This window comes from Diaphorobacter caeni, from assembly GCF_015354245.1.
GTDB classification, from domain to species: Bacteria; Pseudomonadota; Gammaproteobacteria; order Burkholderiales; family Burkholderiaceae_C; genus Diaphorobacter_A; species Diaphorobacter_A caeni.
Genome location: NZ_JADKYZ010000006.1, coordinates 109,695 through 129,410, shown reverse-complemented (window position 1 = coordinate 129,410; position 19,716 = coordinate 109,695). Strand labels below are relative to the sequence as shown.

The window sequence follows — 19,716 nt, the reverse complement described above, 5'->3', positions numbered from 1 at the left end:
GCCACCGTCTCCTGCGCGGTCGATATCAACGAGCAACGCAAGGAGACACAAAAACATGGATCGCAGACAACTTCTGGCAATGGCCGCGTGTGCCTCAGTGGCTCCGACGAGCCTGGTCATGGCCCAGCAGCGCTATCCCGCGCAGCCCATCAAACTCGTCGCGCCCTTCCCCCCGGGTGGCACGGTGGACATCCTCTCGCGCGCGATGGCCGATCAACTGACGCAGGAGCTGGGTCGCTCCACCATCGTGGACAACCGCGGTGGAGCGGGCGGAACCATCGGGGCGGACATTGTCGCCAAGGCTCCGGCCGACGGCTACACGGCATTGTTCGGCGCGGTCCACCATGCCATCGCCCAATCCGTCTATCCCAAGCTGGGCTACGACATTCGGCAGATGACCCCGGCGGCGTTTCTCGGCCGCGTGAACCATGCCGTGATCATCAACAACGCCTTGCCGGTCAAGAACATCGCCGAGCTGATCGCCTTGCTCAAGGCACATCCGGACAAGTACAGCTACGCGACTCCCGGCGCCGGCACCATGCAGCACATGATGACCGAGTACTTCAAGAGCGTCACCGGCACCGAGATGCTGCACGTACCCTACCGAGGCTCCGGCCCCGCCATCGTCGATCTGATCGCGGGCAACGTGCATGTGATGTTCGAGACCATGCCCTCCGCGCTGCAGCACATCAAGGCTGGCAGCGTCCGAGCGCTGGCCGTCACCTCCTCCAAGCGCGCACCTTATCTGGCGCAGATTCCCACGGTGTCCGAAAGCGGCGCGCCCAACTACGATGCGACCAGTTGGTATGGCATCTACCTTCCGCAGAACACGCCCGCGCCCGTCGTCCAGACCATCAACGCCGCCGTCAACTCGGCATTCCAGAAGGCATCCTTCGTAGACCGCTGGACGAGCCTCGGCGCAGATACCGGCGGCGGAACGCCGGAAACGCTGGCGCAGCTGACCACATCGGAAGTGTCCCGCTGGGCTGCCGTGGCCAAGAGTGCAGGCATCAGCGTGGGCTGAATCGGCATCTTTCAATACGGGCATCGACGCTTGCAAGCGCGTGTTGGCGATCCCCATAAGGTCCAAGAGAGGTTTGAAGCGCGACGCTTCAAACCTCTTTTTCCTTGCATCTCAGATGCGTTTTTGCGATCTCAGTTCTGCACCAGTCCCGAACTCACGATGAGCGGCGTCCAGGTCGCGAAGTCCGCCTCCATCACCTTGCGGAAGTCAGCGCTGGCCTTGTATTCGATATCGATGAGCTTGCCCATTTTTTCTCTGAGCGCAGGTGACTCCATGGTCTTCTTCACTGCCTCCTGAAAGCGTGCATTGAAAGCCGGGCTGTTCTTGCTGGAGCCCAGAAAGCCCAGCCACATTTCGGCCTCCACATTTGCAACGCCCTGTTCAGCCATCGTGGGCACATCGGGGAGCAGCGAGAATCGCTTGCTGCCCATGACGCCCAGCACCTTCAGCTTTTTGCCCTTGTGGCGCTCCACGAAATCACCCACGGTGTCCAGCCCCGAATCAATCTGTCCGCCCATCAGATCATTCGCCATGGGTGCTCCGCCCTGATAGGCGATCGGGTTGGCCTTGAGATGCGTGGCCGCCGCAAAGCGCAGTCCTGCCAGATGGGTGAGCGAGCCGGGCCCCATGTTGCCGTAGACAAAGTCTCCCTCCTGCTTGCGCAGGTCGATGAATTCCTTGAGGTTGTTGGCCTTGTGCTGCCAGGGCACGGCCAATCCCGCAGGCATGGTGCCCACCTGCGCCAGCCCCACGAAATCGTCCTTGAAGCTGAAGTCCTTGGCATTCTGGAAGACGATGGAATTCACAAGCACGCCGGTGAAGGCCAGCACCACGGCCGCTCCGTCACCGGGCGCCGCCTTCAGCGACGACAACGCGATCCGGCCACCGGCTCCGGGCCGATTCTCGACGATGGCCATGCGTCCCATATGTTCCTTGAGCCCGTCCGTCAGCATGCGGGCGATGACGTCAGCGCTGCCGCCTGCGGAATAGGGAACGATCACTCTCAATGCCGTTTCCTGGGCCTTGGATGTCATGGGCAATGCGGCCATGATGGCGGCCAGAGAGAGGGCCAGTCGGAAATTGCGTTTGTTCATTGTCTGTCTCCTTGTGCTCGCGTTCTTGGGCGCGAATGTATGTGGTGGGTGGGGTTTCACGAAAACCAAGGGATGGCTGCGATGCTCCTCCTTCTTGCCATGTTCCGGGCGACGCGAGAGCCTCGTTCACTCGGCCTTGATGTTGGCTTGCTTGACGATCTTTCCGTTTTGCTCGAAAGCGGAGCGAAGCGAGGCGCCGAATTGCGATGCGGTTTGAGAAAGCGCCACGTTGTCCAGTTTCTGGACCCGATCGCGCAGCTCAGGTTGCTGCAGCAACACGTTGACTTCCGCGTTCAGGCGCTGCACCGCCTCGGGCGAGATGGAGGCGGGTGCGACAAATCCAAAGAGCGAGGTCATGTTGGCGTCCGCGTATCCCAGCTCTCCCAGCGTCGGAGCGTCCGGCCATGCCGGCAGACGCTCAGGTGAGCCCACCGCAATGACGCGCAGCTTTCCTCGCTGAATCAAGGCGTTCACCGGCTCCGATGGATTGATCAGCAGGATGTCGAACTGCGCTCCCACCGCATCGGGCAGCAGTTGGGAATCGCCCTTGTACGGCACCGGCACCAGATCGCTTGCCGTCTGACGGCGAAGCTGCTCGATCATGATGTGACCGACCGATCCGAAGCCGAGGCAGGCCATGGTCACGCTGCCGGACTTCGCCTGAGTGATGGCGTCCGCCAGCGTCTTGCCCTTGAACGCTTCGGTGGCGCAGACGTATACCGGCGAGTACATCACCGGCGCCACGGCAGCGATGTCCTTCATCGGGTTGAATCCGACTTTCACGAGATGCGGGCTGAGCGTGATCGGACTGATGGGCGTGAAGGCGAACGTGTTGCCATCGCCGCCCGTCTTGACCATCGCGTCGATGCCCATCGTGCCGCCCGCGCCAGGCCGGTTGTCCACCACGATGGACTGTCCGAGCGCCACGGCCAGTCGCTGCGCCATCAATCGGGCGATGATGTCCGAGACGCCGCCTGCCGGATAGGGAACGATGAGGCGCAGGGTCTTCTGAGGCCAGTTCGCGGAGGCAAGTGCGCCGCCACCGGCAGCCCAGAGGGCTCCTGCTGCGGCCAACCGGCTCAATGCCTTGCGTCGCCCTTGGCTGAAACGGTTTTTCATGGTGTCTCCTTGTTTGAGTTGGCAAACCAGCGGCGCACCAGACGCTCCCAGAAGCGAGCGCCCAATGCGATGTTGTCGTCGTTGAAGTCGTAGTGAGGGCTGTGCAGGGTGACGCCCGGCTGGCCGTTGGCACCGTTGCCGATGAAACCGTAGGCACCCGGAATCTGTTCGAGCATGAAGCCGAAATCCTCGGCCGTCATGGCGGGCATCACATCCGGATGGGCACGCTGCTCGCCCACCATCTCCCGCATGACATCGCCCATGAAGAGGGCTTCGTCGCGTGTATTGCAGGTGCTTGGATAGCCGGGCTTCCAGACCACGGTGGCCTTGGCGTCATGTGCGGCTGCCACATGGCTTGCGATCCGCTCGATCCCCTCGAGCATGCGCTTGAGGGTCAGCGGCGAGAGCGTGCGGCAGGTGCCATAGATGGCCGCCTCGTCGGGAATGATGTTCTCGATCGTTCCGGCCTCGATCTTTCCGACCGTGAGCACCGCGCTGTCCAGCGGGTCGATGGCCCGCGAGACCAAGGTCTGCAGCTGACCCACGATGGCACAGGCCACGGGGATGGGATCGACCGTGGTATGGGGCAACGCCGCGTGGCCTCCACGTCCCTGCACACGGATTTCGAAGCGGTTGGCGGAGGCCATGATCGGCCCGACGCGGACTCCCATTTCTCCTGCTGGCAAGGAAGGCCAGTTGTGCAGGGCGAACACCGCATCGCAGGGGAACATGGTGAACAGCCCCTCCTCCATCATCAGCCGTGCGCCTGCACCGCCCTCCTCGCCAGGCTGGAAGATCAGGTGCACCGTGCCATCGAAATCCGGCCGCTCGGCTAGCAACGTGGCGGCACCGAGCAGCATGGCCGTGTGGCCGTCGTGGCCACAGGCATGCATCCGGCCGTCGCTTTGGCTGCGATGATCGAAAGCGTTGAGCTCCTGGATCGGCAACGCATCCATGTCGGCGCGAATCCCGATCGCCCGCGCGCTGGCGCCCTGCGCCCCACCTTTTCCGACGATGGTGGCGACGATGCCCGTGCGGCCAAGCCCCCTGTGCATCGGCACACCGAGCGCCGACAGGTAGGCCGCGATCCTGTCCGCCGTGCGATGCTCCTCGAACTTCAGTTCGGGATGCGCATGCAGGTCGCGCCGCAACGCCACCAACGCTCCAAGGTAGGCGGAAAGCGGGCCCGCTTCGGACTCGGGCACAAGAGCGGGAGTCTGGGTCATGACAGCGTCCTCAGGCATTGCGCACCACCACGGAGCGGACGCTCAGATAGGCCTCGAGCGCTTCGGGCCCACCTTCGGAGCCGTATCCCGAATCCTTCATGCCGCCGAAGGGCAGCTCCGGGCTGGTGGAGGCGGGCATGTTCAGCCACAGCATTCCCACCTCGACCTTGCGCCCCAACAGATCGGCATTCTTCAGCGATTCGGTGAAGCCGTATCCCGCAAGCCCGTAAGGCAGGCGGTTGGCTTCCGCGATGGCGTCATCCAGATGGTTGAAGCTGCGGATGGCGGCGATCGGTCCGAAGGGCTCTTCATTGAAGACCCTCGCATGAAGAGGTACGTCCGCCAGCACGGTGGGTGACCAGAAATTGCCTGCGTCGCCGATGCGCTTTCCGCCCGCGAGCAGCTGGGCGCCCGCCCGCTGGGCGTCCTCCACGAGGTCTTCCATCGCGCTGACGCGACGCGGGTTGGCGAGAGGCCCCATTTCCGTGCCTGGATCGAGCCCGTTGCCGACTTGCACCGCCTGCGCTTGGCGCGCAAGGGCTTCCGAGAAGGGTCGCACAAGGCTCTCGTGGACGAGGAATCGCGTCGGCGAAATGCAGACCTGTCCCGCGTTGCGGAACTTGGCCGATCCGCACGACTTCACGGCCAGCTCAAGGTTCGCGTCCTCGCACACGATCACCGGCGCATGCCCGCCCAGCTCCATGGTCACGCGCTTCATGTGCGCACCGGCCAGGGCCGCCAGTTGCTTGCCGACGGCCGTCGACCCGGTGAACGTGACCTTGCGGATCACGGGATGCGCGATGAGATGGCTGGAAATCTCGGCGGGATCACCATAGACCAGCCCCAGCACGCCTTTGGGCAAACCCGCATCGGCCAGCGCTGCCACCAGTGCCGCCGGCGCTGCGGGTGTCTCCTCCGCCGCCTTCGCAATCACGGAGCATCCTGCGGCCAGTGCGGGAGCCAGCTTGAGAACCAGCTGGTTGATCGGAAAATTCCACGGCGTGAATGCGGCCACCGGGCCCAGCGGATCGCGCACCACTGTCTGCCGGATCGCCGGATTGCGCCGCGACGGCACGACTCGTCCATAGACGCGCATGCCTTCGTCTGCAAACCAGTCGAGGATGTCTGCAGCGGCCAGTGTTTCGCCCGTGGCCTCGGATACAGGCTTGCCCTGTTCCTGCGTCAGCACCTGTGCGATGTGCTCCGCACGTTCACGCACCAGAGTCGCGGCCTGACGCAGGATCTGCCCGCGTGTCAGGGAGGTCATGTCACGCCATGTCTCGAAGCCGCGCTGGGCCGCCGCCAACGCACTGTCGAGATCGGCCAGGCTGGCCCGCGCCACGCGACCGATCTCGGAGCCAGTGGCGGGGTTGACGACGGGCAGCGTCGCGCCGTTGGACGCCGCTCGCCACATGCCGTCGATGAAGAGTTGTGTATCTGGATAGGTCATGGGTTCACCACGCCCCCGACGCGCGGGCGTGTCGGGAAACGGGGTCACAAAAGAGAGTTGCGAAGCGTCGTGAAGAGCGATGGCAGAGGCCTGCCACCGCGCCGCTCAGAGCGTGTTGACGATCTCGGCGCGAGGATTTGCAACGCAGCAGAGCGCCCAAAGCCGCGCCTGCAAGGCCGTGTGGAGATCGTCAGCACGCTCTCAGATCATCAGTTCGATGAGGAATGGCGTTTGTCTACCGAAGCTGCTCGCCATGAGATCGGCACAGGCCTCCAGCGTGGTGGCGCGTGCGGCTTCGACCCCCATGCCGTTTGCCATGCGGACCCAGTCGAGCGACGGGTTGCCCAGATCCAGCATGCTCATCGCCGTCTCGCCGGGAGTGGCGCCGACGTTGGCGTACTCGCCGATGAGGATGTTGTACTTGCTGTTGTTGAGGATGATGGTCGTCACCGGCAATTGCTCGCGCGCCTGTGTCCACAATGACTGCAGCGAGTACATGGCCGAGCCGTCCGCCTGCAGGTTGATCACGCGGCGCTGCTTGCCCGCACCCAGCGCCGCGCCCGTCGCGACGGGCATGCCGTCGCCGATGGCGCCACCGGCAAGATGCAGCCATTCGTGAGCGGGAGCGGCATGCGTGAACTTGTAGAAGCCTCGCCCGTACGAGATGCTTTCGTCCGAGACGATGGCGTTCTCGGGCATCAGCGCCGCCAGCGTCTGCGCCAGACCTTCCGGAGTGGGCGCACCACGCACGGCCTCGGGGCGCGGTCCGGGATCCGGCATACCCACCTGCGGAGCCCCCAGCGCCAGTGCCAGCGCCGCCAGTGCCTCAACGGGATCCTGATCGGGGCGCGAGAGCGTGTGGAACACCGCGTCGCTGCGATGCTGCACCGAAGGCATGCCCGGATAACCAAAGAAGCCGACGGGCGGAGCGGCGTTCACCAGAATGATGTGCCCAAATGGCTTGAGCGCCTGAATGGCGGCCTCCATGTTGTAGGGCACCCGCTCCAGTTGCAGGTGGCCCTGCCCGCGCGCCAGATGCGATGTCACATAGCTCGCCATCACCTTGGCGCCCGTGGCCTGAGCGATGCGCCAGGCGAGCTTCTGGCCCTCGGCCAGCACGGCCGGGCCGGCCATCAGCAGCAGAACGTCGTCCTGGTCGCGGAGGATCTTGGCCGCGCGGTCCACCGCGCCCAGATCGATCGATGGCGGCCGTGCCGCCGCCATCGGCACGCCGACCGCGCCGCCGTCCTGCCAGGACACATCGGCCGGCAGAATCAGGGTGGCGATCTGGCCCGGATAGGTCGATGCCGCACGCACCGCCTCGACCGCATCGCGGCCGAGCTCCTGCGTGCTGGTGCTGGTGCGCACCCAGGCCGACACCGTCTGTGCCATGCCCACCGTGTCTCCGGTCAGCGGTGCGTCAAACGGGCGGTGATAGATCGCCTGATCTCCCACGATGTTGACGATGCCGCTGCGCGCGCGGCGTGCGTTGTGCAGGTTGCCCATGCCATTTGCCAGACCCGGTGCACAGTGCAGGAGCGTGCATGCGGGCTTGCGCGCCATCCGATAGTAGCCATCGGCCATGCCCGTGACCACGTTCTCCTGCAGGCCCAGCACGCACTTCATGCCGGGCACTTGGTCCAGCGCCGCGACGAAGTGCATCTCGCTGGTTCCGGGATTGGCGAAGCAGGTATCGATGCCTGCGGCGAGCAATGTCTGAACCAGACTCTTGGCTCCGTTCATGTGTCAGTTTCCTTGTTGGTGTGGAGTGGTTCGGGGAAGATTTCCGCCGTCAGGCGGGCAGCGCCTGCGGACTTTTGCGGGCTAGCGCATCCGCCAGCGCTTCGCCCAATCGGCGGGTTCCCAATGCGACCTCGTCGAGCGTCGGCGTGGCGAACGACAGGCGCAGTGTGAAAGGATCGCTAGAGTCCACCTGAAAGCCTTCACCGGGGACGAACATCACGCCGCGTGCAATGGCCCGCTCCAGCAGTTCGGATGCGGTGACCGTCCCCGTGAGACGGGCCCAGATGAACATGCCGCCCGAAGGCTCGTGAAACGCCAACGCCTCACCCAGCTCTCGCCGCAAGCCATCGGCCAGCGCTCTGCACTTGGCTCCGTAGGCCGCGCAGATGTGCTCCAGATGTGTGGTCATTCGTCCGCCGGACAGATACTCCGCGGCGATGCTTTGCGTCCATGGGGAACTGCCCACATCCGCGCTTTGCTTGGCCACCGAACAGCGCCTGAGGATCTCGACGGGAGCGACGGCCCACCCCACTCTCAGGCCCGGGGCGACGATCTTCGAGAGACTGGACAGGTGCACGACCCAGTCCTGCGCACCGGGCACTTCGCCGGCCAGCGCCATCAATGAAGGCACCGCCTCGCCCTTGAAGCGCAGCCCGCCGTAGGGATCGTCCTCCACCAGCAGGAGCTGGTACTGAGCGGCCAGCTGCAGCAAGCGGATTCGTCGTTCGCGCGGCATGGTCGCTCCCGACGGGTTGCTGAAATTGGGAATCGTGTAGAGGAGCTTGGGCAACTGCCCCGAGACACGGGCGCTCGCCAGCATGCGCTCCAGGGCCTCGACATCCAGACCATCGGCAGTCACGGGGACCGACTGGACGTTGGCCTGATACGCATGGACGGCCTGGATGTTGGTCGAATAGGTCGGCTGCTCGACCAGCACCCTGTCGCCCTTTTCCACCATCACCCGCAGAACCAGATCGAAGGCCTGCTGCGAGCCCGTCGTCACGATGATGTTCTCGGGCCGGGTGCTCACCCCTCTGGTGTGCATCAGCCGCACGATCTCGTTCTTCAGTCCGGGCGTTCCTTCCGTCGCGCCGTATTCGAGGCAGCCCTTGCTGTTGGCGAAGGCTCGCTCGGAAGCCTGGCGCAGGCCCTCCTCATCGAACAGTTGCGGGTCGGGGTAGCCGCCTGCGAACGAGATCATGCCGGGCTCGCCGAGATGCTTGTAGAGCGCGCGGATCGGCGAACCCTTGGGATCGACGTAGACAGAGGCGAAGCGGTAGGAGGCCATGTGGTGTCCGGTGGGTTGCGCCATTTCTTCAAGGGAAATCCCTTGGGTCGAAACAAGGCAGTCTTTCTTAAAAGTCATTTTTGAGCGCGGGCTCGAATGGCATTGATTTCGAGTTCGATGCTGTTTTGAAGTGATTTTTCTACCGACGACCCAACCCGTAAAGCGATATAAAATTGCCACATGATGACTTTTATGAATCAACATGCTTCGCAATCGAATCCCGCCCATGGCCGCATTGATCGCATTCGAGGCTGCTGCCCGCCATGAAAGCTTCACGCTCGCCGCGCGGGAACTCTTTCTGACGGAAAGCGCGATCTCGCGGCAGATCAATGCCCTGGAGTCCAACCTCAACATCCGCCTGTTCGCACGCGTGAAACAGCGCGTCGTGCTGACCAGAGCCGGACGCCTGTACAGCGAACAGATCAGGGCATCGCTGCGCGCCATCGAACGCGATACCCTGTCCATCTCGGCGCACGGCAGCGGCGACGGCAGTCTGGAGCTGGCCGTGCTGCCCACGTTTGCGCTGGAATGGTTGATTCCCCGGCTGCCGGGCTTCTATGAAAAGCATCCCCAGATCCGCGTGAACATGGGCGTGCGCTCCAATCCGTTCTCGTTCAACGAGGAGCATTTCGAAGCCGCCATTCACCACGGCAAGCCGGTCTGGCCCTGGGCAACCTCGGAGCTGCTTTTCGGTGAAGAGATGGTCGTGATTGCACGCAAGGACCTGATCGGCGACAGCATCGGCAAGGCCGCTGACCTGCTCAAGTTTCCGCTGCTGTTCTCGACCACACGTCAGGAGTCGTGGCGGCAATGGTTCGATGCCGCCCAGCTGCCGCAGGAGACGATGCCCGAGCGCAGCGTCGGCTTCGAGCAGCATTCCATGATGATCCGCGCGGCCGAATCCGGGCTCGGCATCGCGCTGGTGCCGGAGTTCTTCGTGCCCAAGACCGCGTGGGACAACGGCGTGGTGCGCGCACATCCGTTGTCGATTCCCGCAGAAGATTCGTACTACCTCGTCTACCCCAACAACATGCGCCACAGCGTGCCGCTGGAGGCTTTCCGCACATGGATTCTCGAAGAGGCCCAGCGCTTTGCGCAGACCCTGCCACAGCACCCGCAAGCCCACGCCTGAAGCGCGAGCGACAGCGGGTCCTCAGTGCACGCGCACGCCGCTCTGCAGCTTCTGATCGATATAGAGCTGCAGGAGGCGCTGCGCCACGGGCCCCGGCACGCCTTCGCCGATGGGGACTCTGTCGATGGACACCACGGGAGTCACCATGCCCACGGAATCCGTGATGAAGGCCTCGGAGGCGCTTTGCGCCTCGGCCACCGAAAACGTTCGCTGCACCGTCCGGATGCCCGCTGCTGCTGCGATATCCAGAATGCTGGCACGCGTCACCCCATGCGGCAGCGCGTCGGACAGGCCGCGCGTGACCAGGGTTCCGTCGCTTTGCACCATGTGAAAGTTGGCCGAGCACGTCTCCGTGATCTCCCCGTCTTCGACGAACAGGGCATCGTCGAAGCCATCACGCACCGCCTGCGTCTTGGCCATGGACGAATACAGCAGCTGCACCGTCTTGACGTGGCGATTGGCCCAGCGTCCATCGGGAACCGTGCGCACGGCAATGCCGGTCTTCCATTTCGGATTCGCCAGCACGTTTCTGACCTGCGTGAACAGCACCACCGTGGGCCGCAAGCCATCGGCGATCACAAAATTCCGATCCTGCACGCCCCGCGTGATCTGCATGTAGACCAGCCCGTCGACAATTCCATTGCGCACACAGATCTGCCTGTGCAGCTCCAGCCACTCCCCCGCCGTCAACGGCATGGGAATGCCCAGAGCGGAAAGGGAGCGCTCCAATCGCGCCACATGAAAATCAAAATCGATCAGCTTGCCTTCGGCCACGGCCGTCACTTCATAGATCGCATCGGCAAACACAAAGCCCCGATCAAAAACGGACACCTTGGCCTGATCCTCCGGCAACCACTCGCCATCCAGATACACCGTTCTGCATTGCACACCGCCATCGCTCATGCACAGCTCCTTGTGAAAACAACCATTCTTTCCATCGATTCGACAGCAGTAAAGTGACTAGTTCGAATCACCTTGTGAGTTTTCTGAATCAACTGATCCGATGGGGATTCAGGGCATAAGCATCCAGACAGTCACTCGAGCAGGCACCAGAAAACAGCGCAGATTGGGGGCGGCCATCTCCAGTTTTTGCGGACACGCTCATCCACCAACGCAGTCCGTGGAATACGCGTGAATCACCGAAGTTGGCAACGCTGCAGTAGCGACATGGGTTCAACCACGACAGACTGCAGGAGTCCGTGGGGCATGTACCGCAAGCAGAAGCTGAGGCAAACTGCTGGCGGCACGTTGCCCACCTTGCGCAGGCAGACATATCCGCACTTCAACCGCTTGCCCTCCACCAAACTCGATGTGAACCACTTCAGGGAGAAGCGCCTTGTCTGAGCACGACCGCTAGGCCAGTACCGCTCTCACGGTGGGCTTGGCTTCCTTGATGGGCAAGTTGACGAAAGCAGCCAGCAGAGCCAAGGCGGCGTCGGCCCACCACATCCATTCGTAGTTGCCAGTCTGTACAACTGCCACGCCCCCCAACCAGGCACCGAGGAAACCTCCGATCTGATGAGTCAACAGCGTCAGTCCAAACAGGGTGCCGAGATACCTGGCGCCAAACAGCTTCCCGGTCAGCCCCGCGGTCGGCGGCACGGTGGCGAGCCAAGTGACACCCAGTACAGCCGCGAAGATGTAGAACGTCCAGGGTTCTTTCGGCGCCGCCATGTACAAAAGCACTGCCACGGCACGCGACGCGTACATCCAGAACAGGATCATCTTCATGCGCACGCGGGAGCCCAACGCTCCTGCCATGAGGCTGCCAAAGACGTTCGAGAGACCGATGATGGCCAGCGATGTGGATGCCACGCTCGGGCTCAAACCACACAGATCGACCACTCCGGGCATATGAGTCACCAGGAATGCGATATGAAAACCGCAAGTGAAGAACCCGGCATGCAGACACCAGTAGCTTTTGTCGCGAAATGCGATGGCGAGTTGTTGGCGAAGAGTCATCGTGTCCGGGGCTGCAGAGACTGCTGCGGCCTGAGCCGGTGTCTTGCGCAACCACCAAGCCATCGGCGCCGTGGTGAGCGCCATGGCTGCCATCGTCCACAGGGCACTCATCCATCCATAGGCCGACATCACTGCCTGATACAAGGGCGCGAAGATGAACTGTCCCATGCTCCCTCCCGCATTGATGACGCCTCCTGCAAACGAGCGTCGCTCCGCCGGAATGCGCTGGGCCGTGGCGCCGATTAGAATAGAAAAACTTCCCGCTCCAGCACCTGCGGCACTCAGCAGCCCCACTGCGAAAATCAGACCCCACTGGCTGGTGACTTGCGTCGTCAGTGCGGAGCCTGCCGCCAACATCAACGCGCCGAGGACGATCACGCGGCCAGGGCCCCAGCGATCCGCAACCGCGCCGAAAATGGGCTGCACGGCCCCCCACACCAACTGGGCGACTGCCATGACAAAACTGATGTTGGCGATCCCGAGGCCTGTGTGTGTATTCAAGGGAGAGAGGAAAAGTCCCATGGATTGTCTTGCCCCCATGGTGACCATCATGATGGCCGAGGCCACCAATACAAGAGTCCAGAATTTCCGATTTGTCATGTGTGAATTCGCAAAGAAGGAGAGGCGCGTTTCGAATGAAGCGCCACTATGTTCAATGCTCGATTCTCCTGAGCGACCGACCTGCGCACAACCGATTTAATCTTAGGCATAAAGTAGAAAATCTATTCCATGAAGTCCGCTTTACCGATCAAAGCACTGCTGGTTTTTGATGCCGTCATGAAGCATCAGAGCCTTACCCTCGCCGCGAGTGATCTGCACGTGACTCCCGGCGCTGTCGGGCAGCAGATACAGAAGCTCGAGGATTGGGTTGGAGTCCCCCTTTTCATCAGAACGGTTCGGCAGCTGCACCCGACTGCCGAGGCTCTGAAATACTGGGCCAGCATCAAACCCGCTCTGGCCCGTATCCAGCAGGCGAGCGATCAGCTTCGGCTAAGCCACGTCAATGAAGTCTGGTTGTCCATGCCGCCAACATTGGCCGCCAAGTGGTTCGCGCCTCGCATGGAGGGGTTTCTGAGCCAATATCCTGGAGCATCACTGCACCTGAGCGCCGACACCGCCTTGATTGACTTTGAGCGTGACCGGGTTGATCTCGCCATTCGCTACTTCGATGGACACGACCCCACTCTGGACGTGACGCTGCTGTACAGCGACGAGGCTCGCTTGTACTGTTCTCCCGAATATGCCCGCAAACTGCGCCTCAAAAAACCAGAGGACCTGGTTCGCGCAACCCTGCTGCACACCACGTTGCAGCCGCACTGGCAGTCCTGGTTTCACCGGTTCAGTCAGCTCACCGATAAACAGATCGCCGCCATACCGGGTCAGCAGCACTTCGATCAGTCCCTGTTGGCGATCGAGACTGCGCGGCATGGACAAGGGGTCGTGTTGAGCAGTGCCATATTGACTGAAACCGAGATACGCGACGGAACGCTTTTTGAGCCGTTCAAGCTGCCATTGAGCGTCGGCAAAGGCTACTACGTGGTTCACGCCAAAGGAGCAGACTTGCGCCCTGCGACGGCCAAGCTGAAGAGTTGGCTCTTGTCACTTCGGATTCAGGAAGACGGTTAAGAGCGTGCTTACGATCTCCACACGGTCCTGCAGGCGCGGCCTCGGGCCGTCTGCTGCGATGCAGCCAGTACCTGCCGGTACCAGCCACTACCAGCCATTGCCAGCCATCGCCGCAGGTCCCAAATGACCCGGATCCAACTTCATCGGAAATCTACTTTCTTCAACCCGAAAAGTGATGAACGGATCGAAACCACATCGTTGCTTATTCTTCGATGCCACTGCCACCGTCAGCGCGCCGGAAGGTTGAATCCTTCGCCAATTGCCCACGCAGAATACGTCGCAGCTCGATGATGGCCGGTGGTGTTTCTTGCACGCTGTGGCCCGAGGCGATCACCAGTTCCGACTCCGCGCCATCCCAGTGCGCACTGCTGTAGGGCACGATGCCATCACTGCTGAGCAGCAAGGGTTTGTCAGGTGTGTTGTTGCCGATGATGGTGTGAAAGCGCACGCCCGGTGCAATGGACAGCTGCGCAGTGGCGCGTACAAACGGGTCGCGGTCGCTGAGGTTGTCGATGCTGTTGGGTATGTGCAGCGATGCGCGACCTTCCTGCGGCTGGGTACGCTCGATATGGGTCGCCGCTTTGGCGAAGCTTTCCACCATCGAAAACGGCAACGTGATCAGGTTGGATGCCCAGCGTGCAATGCGGTGGTTGGCAAAGTCGGTGCCACGGTGCGGTGCGGCAATGAACACCGCGTTGCTCACCTGTGGCACCGCAGAAAACTCCAGCAGCTCATTCAGTTCACCCTGCACTTGCTCCCTGGTCGATGCTGACAGCTTCAGTTGCGCCGCCATGCTGTCCACCAAGTGCCCCTTCGTGTCCGTCACCATCAACCGTGCCAGAACACCTCCCATGCTGTGGCCGACCAAGGTGATGCGCTTTGATGCGGTTGCCGTGCCTGCCGGATCGAAGTGCTGCAGGGTCTCTTCCAACGCTTTGCGTATGTTGCGGTTATTCAGTGGAATCGGCGCATTGGTGGGGTAGTAGACCTGCCAGATCTGGTAGTTGCGGCGCAGCGCTTCTTCACCCAGAACTTCGTTGGCCACGTTGATCCACGCTTCGGGGCTGCTGGCAAGGCCGTGCAGCATGACAATCACACGGCGGTTGGGGTCATAGGGCTGCATCAGGTGGATGCGCGGTCTGGTGATGCCGCGCTCACGTCCCAACAAGGTGCGCAGTGCCTGCGTGGAGAACTCTGAGCGTGCCAGCCAAAGTCCGTAGCCCGATGTGAAGTTGCCCGCCAGCGGCACGGTGTTGCGAGCCAGAGAAATTTCGCTGCGACGATAGGGGTCGTACAGGCGCACCGTGGCATGTTGGCTGCGCAGTACCGCATCCAAAGTGTCGCCCTCAAAAGCCAAAACGGTGGTGATGGCTGGAAAGCGTGCTTCCTCATACACCGCTTCGCTGGATGGATCAGGCTGCGCAAACACAGCCACCAGCTCGGCGCCAAAACCATCGCGCCGGTAGGTATTGCGTAGCCCTGAGAAAGACAGGCTGCTGGCGGCGATCAGCTCTCTTGGCAGTTGGCGTTGCGTGGGCTGATGAATGTCGCTTGCATCGACCGCGAAAGTCCAGTCGCGCCATCGCAATTGGTCACCATTGACGTGCGCCAGACTCCCGGGCAGGCCATCACTGAACTGGCTTTGTGCCTCGAAGAGGCCCGTGATCGCCTGTTGCACGGCGAAGTTGTAGTAGTCGCGCACCTGCGTCTGCCGGTCCTCAAAAGCTCGCTTGCCGGGCTCTTTGCCAGTAAGGAACAAATAAGCCCAAGCGTAGCGCGCAGCCTCCATCCATGCGGCATTGGCCGCATAGGCTTTGTCGGAGCCCGAGCGGCGCAGCTTGTCTTGCTGCAAAGCCTCAAACGTCCAAAGCTCTGCCAGCGCCGACAGACGCCGCTCATCCCCCAGGCCACTGCCGGACGCCAACTGCGCGCGGCAAGCAGGCGCGTCGACCAGACACGGCTTGGCATCGCTGCCGATAATGCGCAGCGACTCGCGTGTGGCGGCACTCAGTTGGCCATGGGTCAGTACATCGGCTCTGCGCTGGGCCAGATATTCGCGTGGTTCCTGGTTGCTGACTGTGACTCCGGCGCAGCCCTGCAGCAGTGCCAAGATGCTGAAGGTCAAGGCGAGAGCGTAGATACGGCGAACAGATGTGAGAGACATGGTAGATCAGGCTTCAATGGGACTGCAGTACACCCATCCTGCCCCGCATCAACAGCGACGGGCATGGCGCAACCGCACACAATTTTCACCCGGATCGGGTTCTTTGATGGCTGTGTTCGGGTGATGCTTCGAGCGTAAGCTGACTTCGATTTTCAAATCGCCCCCAAACAGATAACCCACGCCAATGTGTGAGGCAAAGCTGCAGCGCGAGGAGAACTTTGAGCCCGACAGCCACTCCGGTGATCACCGGAGCGTTCTCAATGGCGACCAACAGTTGCACAGCGGGAGCCACACTTGCAGTCGGAGCAAGCTGTGCCGTTGATGTACCAATGACGCCGACTGCCGAAGCGGCACTGGTCGGCGATCTACAGATTGCACTGACGCAAGCAACAGTCCTTCGGTGATCGCACTCAACGCAACCACCACAAGACAGTCGTCAGTCCAGGCTGGTTAGGCGTCTTGCTTGCTTTCGGAAAATAACACCTCTGTATTTTTGGTATCTTTTGGATTACATTGATACATATCAATTCATAGTCATCCCGGTGCTTCTGCAAGTGCATCTTGAGGCGCTCCACAATCTGCAAAATTCATGATTCAGAGTTCAAAGCTAAGGAAGGTTGGAGTGCTTCTGACCCAAGTTGCGACAGTTGGGGGCACATCGTTGGCATTGGTACAGACTGCCGCTGCGCAAGTCGGGCCTCCACCGACCGTTCAGACGTATGAGCTCTCCGCCAGCGTAACGTCTACGACACTCACAGCCGGCGCGCCAGCCACTCTGACTTTCGTCTCAAAAGAAACCTCTGGCAATCCTGCGGGAAGTACGGGCTTCGGCACCACTTTGAGACTCCCGGCGCCCCTGCTCGCCGCGCCAAACCCGATGATCAGCTCCGACTGCCCGAACGCTGTCGACGGCTCGAACGCCAATTTCAATATCCTCGGGTTTTCCGCTGACGCGCTGGGTGCGAACGCAACTTGCACCACCACGCTGTCCTTCGTATGGCCCAAGTACGCGCAGGGACTTTGCGGACCGGATGCGACCGTCACCATCGTCGGTACCACGGATAACGCTGGCGCACCGGCTCCGACACCCGTCAGCTGTCCCGCCCCACCTCCACCGGCTGGCCCACCAGGCCCTCCCGGCCCACCGGGCCCCCCCGGCGCAGATGGACCACAGGGCCCTGCTGGCCCAGCCGGAGCGACTGGAGCGACTGGTCCCGCAGGCGCCTGTTGCACCAAGTGAGCCGCACCATGGGCAAATCAGCCAATATACAAAGCGGCACCCATGAGGTGCACGCCCCCCTGAGGGCGCTGCAAATGGCCGTGACGCTGGGCATGGTACTTGGCAGTGCCAGCGCGTTCGCACAAGTGAACTATCGCGCAGAACTGGAAGCCACCATGTCCGTCACTGATGTGGCGCCCGGTGGCACTTCGACTTTGACGTTGAAGGTTTCAAGATTCGGTCAGGGGACCTGGTCGACTGGCGAATTCGGCGCAAGTATCGAATTGCCCTTCCCCCTGCAGATCAGTTCGGCAGGCCCGGCTTCCAATGGCTGCGGATCTACGGTAGCTGCGGTGCCAGGTCATGACATGGCAACGACTGACGGCAACAATATTGGAGTGCCGACGACTGATTGCATGATCACGATTCCGATCGTCTGGCCCACCTATGCCGCCAAGATGTGCGGCCAGGATTCCACACTGACGTTTCCAATCACCCGTAGTCAGCATCTGGAAAGCAATGATCCGAATGATCGGACTGCGCCAACTCTGGTGAGCTTGTCGTGCACCACACCCTATATTGGGCGTCCCGGTCTTCCGGGTCCGCAAGGCCCGGCGGGGCCTGACGGTGCCGTTGGCTTGGCGGGCGTTGCCGGACCTCCGGGCGCACCAGGCGCAGCGGGCAAGGATGCAACGCCCGGGATGTGCACGGACCCATCCCTCTCCGCCAAACCCGTTCCAACTGCTGGGACACTGACGCTCTCAATCATGGGCTTGCTGCTGGCCTGCGCTGGAGCACTCCGCCTAAGAAAAAAAGTCTGAGGAAATGGCAGTCATCAAAGGACGCCGCCTTCGCCACTCTTCAGTGGCGGGTCTCCCCACCGGGCTTCCGCTGCTTCACTGATACAGGGCGAGCTTGGCAGGTTTGGGGCGAACGCTGGTGGAGTGCAACGACTCAGACAGACTGTCGTGAAGCGATTCCGAACAATGGAACAAGCCCGCGAAATGTCAATAAATACACAGATATTGTCAATTGACTCATATCAAGTGCCATGATGGGGCCCATGAATGAATATAAGAAATCATCATGTCCTGTGTGCAGTCAACCTTCGCGATTGTTCATCATGGGTCAAGGGAGGTGGCACCACCATCAAGGATGCAGTTGCATTGAAATTCGCATTCAGGTCCAACTGCTGAGCGCCGTGCTCGGCTTGGACAAGGATGAATTTCCATCCGTGATTCGCGCAGAAATCTCAGAGGATGCGAGCAACACACCTGACCACAACTATCTCGCCATCACAACAAGCGCTGGTTTAAAGAAAGAGACGGGACGCCGCTGGCAGACCAAGATTCTGAGGCGTCGGCGGAATGACCCCGCTCGACCCGGCCCCCTCACTGAAGATTGATGATCCGCGCAGCGTCACCGCCAAGAGAGGATGGACGTTGAGTGGATGCTCCGGTGGCGGCGGGCCTGAACCATGGATCAGCCCTCCCCTCGGCAAGTTCCATGAATCAGATCTCACGGATCAATGGCCACCCGATCAACCCGCTCATTGGTAGTCGCGCTTGCCTGGGCATGTCGGAGCAACTGCTTGCGGAACAGCATCCCGCCAACATCGCATAGAGCTTCCAGATCATCCTTTGTCAGCCAGCGCTTTTCTTTGGTGATCCATTGCGCCAATTTCACAATGGCGGGATCTAGGTCGAACGGATCTTCGACGCTGTCAAGATACTCTGCGCGCGCATGAAACGCGTCGATTATGGGTGTGATATCGAGGTTCTCTGCCATCACCTCAGTGTCGAGCATGGGCTCACAGGATGACGGTCAACAACTGTCAGATTCGTTTGATACAGCTCAAAACTCACAACCCTGGGCAGGTCGCTCGCCAAAAAAACCACCCAAAGGTGGTCTGAACGGCTTTGGCGCATAAATCAGCCTGAGGGTAAGCCGAACAGCCATTTGATGGTCAGGCAAAACTCGAGGGCAGCATCTGAGAAGGTGCGATTGCGGCCACGCGTGCCGCTTGGAGGCGCGAACCACTGCAGCCCAGAATTCAGCCAGATCGTCAAGCCGCCCCTTGCCTTCAATGCTGCGTTGTACACCTTCCAGTTTGTGGTGCGGTAACGCTTGCGCCCCAGCTCGATTCACTCATCTGGCGAGCCTACCGCGCTGCAGAACCGGAGTGGCGCAACAGCGCCGCGCTCAAACACGGCAAGATCCGACACTCCCTTCCGAACGATCTGCGAAATTCGTCAGTCACGTTCTGATGGCGGGTGCTACCCCTTGGTACGTGGCGCGCCAGCACGGCCAAAGCCTGCAGGTCATGATGAAGGACTACGCGAAGTGGATCCCCAACGTGGACCAAGGTCGAAACCGGAATGCGATCAACGCCGCCATCAGCCTGCCAGAGGGCGGCACAGGAACGAGAGGGAAATAGTGTCAGTTGGGGTGTCACTTGCAGAGACTCCAAAAGAAAAAGCCTAAGTGAATCGATCACTTAGGCTTTATTTCTTGGCGGAAACGGAGGGATTCGAACCCTCGATGAGGCTCTACACCCCATACTCCCTTAGCAGGGGAGCACCTTCGGCCACTCGGTCACGTTTCCAATGCAGCTATTGTAACCCACTCCAAACGGAGTTTTGGGAACTCAGCCGTTTTTTTGAACCTGC

At 61.3% G+C, this 19,716-nt stretch carries 16 protein-coding genes, 1 tRNA gene and 1 pseudogene; 5 read left to right on the top strand and 13 right to left on the bottom strand.

All coding sequences use genetic code 11. The features are described 5' to 3' along the window. Window positions 1–55 precede the first annotated feature (55 nt). The gene (locus ISG32_RS15875) at window positions 56–1,024 is read left to right on the top strand and encodes a Bug family tripartite tricarboxylate transporter substrate binding protein (RefSeq protein ID WP_194772005.1); all 969 of its coding nucleotides are present in this window, start codon (window positions 56–58) and stop codon (window positions 1,022–1,024) included. A 131-nt stretch (window positions 1,025–1,155) separates the two neighbouring features. Here ISG32_RS15875 and ISG32_RS15870 read toward each other — a convergent pair whose 3' ends face one another. The 6 genes from ISG32_RS15870 to ISG32_RS15845 form a co-directional block, all read right to left on the bottom strand. Continuing rightward, a complete protein-coding gene (locus ISG32_RS15870; protein ID WP_194772004.1) occupies window positions 1,156–2,118 on the bottom strand; it encodes a Bug family tripartite tricarboxylate transporter substrate binding protein in 963 nt (320 codons plus the stop codon). A 126-nt stretch (window positions 2,119–2,244) separates the two neighbouring features. Continuing rightward, window positions 2,245–3,237, bottom strand: coding sequence for a Bug family tripartite tricarboxylate transporter substrate binding protein (locus ISG32_RS15865; RefSeq protein WP_194772003.1), 993 nt, complete (start codon window positions 3,235–3,237; stop codon window positions 2,245–2,247). After that, window positions 3,234–4,463, bottom strand: a complete 1,230-nt coding sequence (locus tag ISG32_RS15860; RefSeq protein ID WP_194772002.1) for a M20 aminoacylase family protein — start codon at window positions 4,461–4,463, stop codon at window positions 3,234–3,236. The genes ISG32_RS15865 and ISG32_RS15860 overlap by 4 nt, the downstream gene beginning before the upstream one ends. Window positions 4,464–4,473: 10 nt before the next feature. Beyond that, a complete protein-coding gene (locus ISG32_RS15855) occupies window positions 4,474–5,913 on the bottom strand; it encodes an NAD-dependent succinate-semialdehyde dehydrogenase (RefSeq protein ID WP_194772001.1) in 1,440 nt (479 codons plus the stop codon). 201 nt (window positions 5,914–6,114) lie between these two features. Continuing rightward, window positions 6,115–7,656: an acetolactate synthase large subunit gene (locus ISG32_RS15850; RefSeq protein ID WP_194772000.1), complete on the bottom strand. Its 1,542-nt coding sequence runs from the start codon at window positions 7,654–7,656 to the stop codon at window positions 6,115–6,117. A gap of 49 nt (window positions 7,657–7,705) precedes the next feature. Continuing rightward, a complete protein-coding gene (locus ISG32_RS15845; protein WP_228529860.1) occupies window positions 7,706–8,968 on the bottom strand; it encodes an aminotransferase-like domain-containing protein in 1,263 nt (420 codons plus the stop codon). A 178-nt stretch (window positions 8,969–9,146) separates the two neighbouring features. On the opposite strand from ISG32_RS15845, the gene ISG32_RS15840 reads away from it, so the two are divergent. Then, window positions 9,147–10,076, top strand: coding sequence for a LysR family transcriptional regulator (locus tag ISG32_RS15840; RefSeq protein WP_194771999.1), 930 nt, complete (start codon window positions 9,147–9,149; stop codon window positions 10,074–10,076). A 21-nt stretch (window positions 10,077–10,097) separates the two neighbouring features. On the opposite strand, the gene ISG32_RS15835 is transcribed toward ISG32_RS15840, so the two are convergent. Further along, window positions 10,098–10,979, bottom strand: a complete 882-nt coding sequence (locus ISG32_RS15835; protein ID WP_194771998.1) for an aminotransferase class IV — start codon at window positions 10,977–10,979, stop codon at window positions 10,098–10,100. Between the two features lie 303 nt (window positions 10,980–11,282). On the opposite strand from ISG32_RS15835, the gene ISG32_RS15830 reads away from it, so the two are divergent. Then, window positions 11,283–11,420: a hypothetical protein gene (locus ISG32_RS15830; protein ID WP_194771997.1), complete on the top strand. Its 138-nt coding sequence runs from the start codon at window positions 11,283–11,285 to the stop codon at window positions 11,418–11,420. Window positions 11,421–11,429: 9 nt separating this feature from the next. Here the strand turns inward: ISG32_RS15830 and ISG32_RS15825 are convergent, their stop codons facing one another. Next, window positions 11,430–12,638: an MFS transporter gene (locus ISG32_RS15825; protein ID WP_194771996.1), complete on the bottom strand. Its 1,209-nt coding sequence runs from the start codon at window positions 12,636–12,638 to the stop codon at window positions 11,430–11,432. A gap of 129 nt (window positions 12,639–12,767) precedes the next feature. Here ISG32_RS15825 and ISG32_RS15820 point away from each other — a divergent pair, with 129 nt between their 5' ends. After that, window positions 12,768–13,664, top strand: coding sequence for a LysR substrate-binding domain-containing protein (locus ISG32_RS15820; protein WP_194771995.1), 897 nt, complete (start codon window positions 12,768–12,770; stop codon window positions 13,662–13,664). Between the two features lie 202 nt (window positions 13,665–13,866). Here ISG32_RS15820 and ISG32_RS15815 read toward each other — a convergent pair whose 3' ends face one another. Together ISG32_RS15815 and ISG32_RS27900 are read right to left on the bottom strand one after the other, a co-directional pair. Next, complete coding sequence (locus ISG32_RS15815; protein ID WP_194771994.1) at window positions 13,867–15,828, bottom strand: esterase/lipase family protein; 1,962 nt, start codon at window positions 15,826–15,828, stop codon at window positions 13,867–13,869. 48 nt (window positions 15,829–15,876) lie between these two features. Further along, window positions 15,877–16,059, bottom strand: coding sequence for an acyloxyacyl hydrolase (locus ISG32_RS27900; RefSeq protein WP_194772242.1), 183 nt, complete (start codon window positions 16,057–16,059; stop codon window positions 15,877–15,879). Between the two features lie 1,017 nt (window positions 16,060–17,076). Between ISG32_RS27900 and ISG32_RS27565 the strand changes: the two genes are divergently transcribed. Then, window positions 17,077–17,868 carry a hypothetical protein gene (locus ISG32_RS27565; protein ID WP_228529859.1) on the top strand — a complete coding sequence of 264 codons (792 nt, stop codon included), beginning with the start codon at window positions 17,077–17,079 and terminating at the stop codon, window positions 17,866–17,868. Between the two features lie 697 nt (window positions 17,869–18,565). On the opposite strand, the gene ISG32_RS15795 is transcribed toward ISG32_RS27565, so the two are convergent. From ISG32_RS15795 to ISG32_RS15785, 3 genes and pseudogenes are all read right to left on the bottom strand, one after another. Then, a complete protein-coding gene (locus ISG32_RS15795; protein WP_194771992.1) occupies window positions 18,566–18,853 on the bottom strand; it encodes a hypothetical protein in 288 nt (95 codons plus the stop codon). 137 nt (window positions 18,854–18,990) lie between these two features. Continuing rightward, window positions 18,991–19,199, bottom strand: a pseudogene (locus ISG32_RS15790) (transposase); the annotation flags it as partial. Between the two features lie 360 nt (window positions 19,200–19,559). After that, window positions 19,560–19,652: transfer RNA gene (locus tag ISG32_RS15785), tRNA-Ser, on the bottom strand. Window positions 19,653–19,716 lie beyond the last annotated feature (64 nt).

Coding starts and splice junctions, on each gene's coding strand:
- ISG32_RS15845 (WP_228529860.1), bottom strand. CDS start 8,968: ATGGCGCAACCCACCGGACACCACATGGCCTCCTACCGCTTCGCCTCT.
- ISG32_RS15870 (WP_194772004.1), bottom strand. CDS start 2,118: ATGAACAAACGCAATTTCCGACTGGCCCTCTCTCTGGCCGCCATCATG.
- ISG32_RS15835 (WP_194771998.1), bottom strand. CDS start 10,979: ATGAGCGATGGCGGTGTGCAATGCAGAACGGTGTATCTGGATGGCGAG.
- ISG32_RS15820 (WP_194771995.1), top strand. CDS start 12,768: ATGAAGTCCGCTTTACCGATCAAAGCACTGCTGGTTTTTGATGCCGTC.
- ISG32_RS15830 (WP_194771997.1), top strand. CDS start 11,283: ATGTACCGCAAGCAGAAGCTGAGGCAAACTGCTGGCGGCACGTTGCCC.
- ISG32_RS15815 (WP_194771994.1), bottom strand. CDS start 15,828: ATGTCTCTCACATCTGTTCGCCGTATCTACGCTCTCGCCTTGACCTTC.
- ISG32_RS15865 (WP_194772003.1), bottom strand. CDS start 3,237: ATGAAAAACCGTTTCAGCCAAGGGCGACGCAAGGCATTGAGCCGGTTG.
- ISG32_RS15795 (WP_194771992.1), bottom strand. CDS start 18,853: ATGCTCGACACTGAGGTGATGGCAGAGAACCTCGATATCACACCCATA.
- ISG32_RS27565 (WP_228529859.1), top strand. CDS start 17,077: ATGGGCAAATCAGCCAATATACAAAGCGGCACCCATGAGGTGCACGCC.
- ISG32_RS15850 (WP_194772000.1), bottom strand. CDS start 7,656: ATGAACGGAGCCAAGAGTCTGGTTCAGACATTGCTCGCCGCAGGCATC.
- ISG32_RS15855 (WP_194772001.1), bottom strand. CDS start 5,913: ATGACCTATCCAGATACACAACTCTTCATCGACGGCATGTGGCGAGCG.
- ISG32_RS15825 (WP_194771996.1), bottom strand. CDS start 12,638: ATGACAAATCGGAAATTCTGGACTCTTGTATTGGTGGCCTCGGCCATC.
- ISG32_RS15840 (WP_194771999.1), top strand. CDS start 9,147: ATGCTTCGCAATCGAATCCCGCCCATGGCCGCATTGATCGCATTCGAG.
- ISG32_RS15875 (WP_194772005.1), top strand. CDS start 56: ATGGATCGCAGACAACTTCTGGCAATGGCCGCGTGTGCCTCAGTGGCT.
- ISG32_RS15860 (WP_194772002.1), bottom strand. CDS start 4,463: ATGACCCAGACTCCCGCTCTTGTGCCCGAGTCCGAAGCGGGCCCGCTT.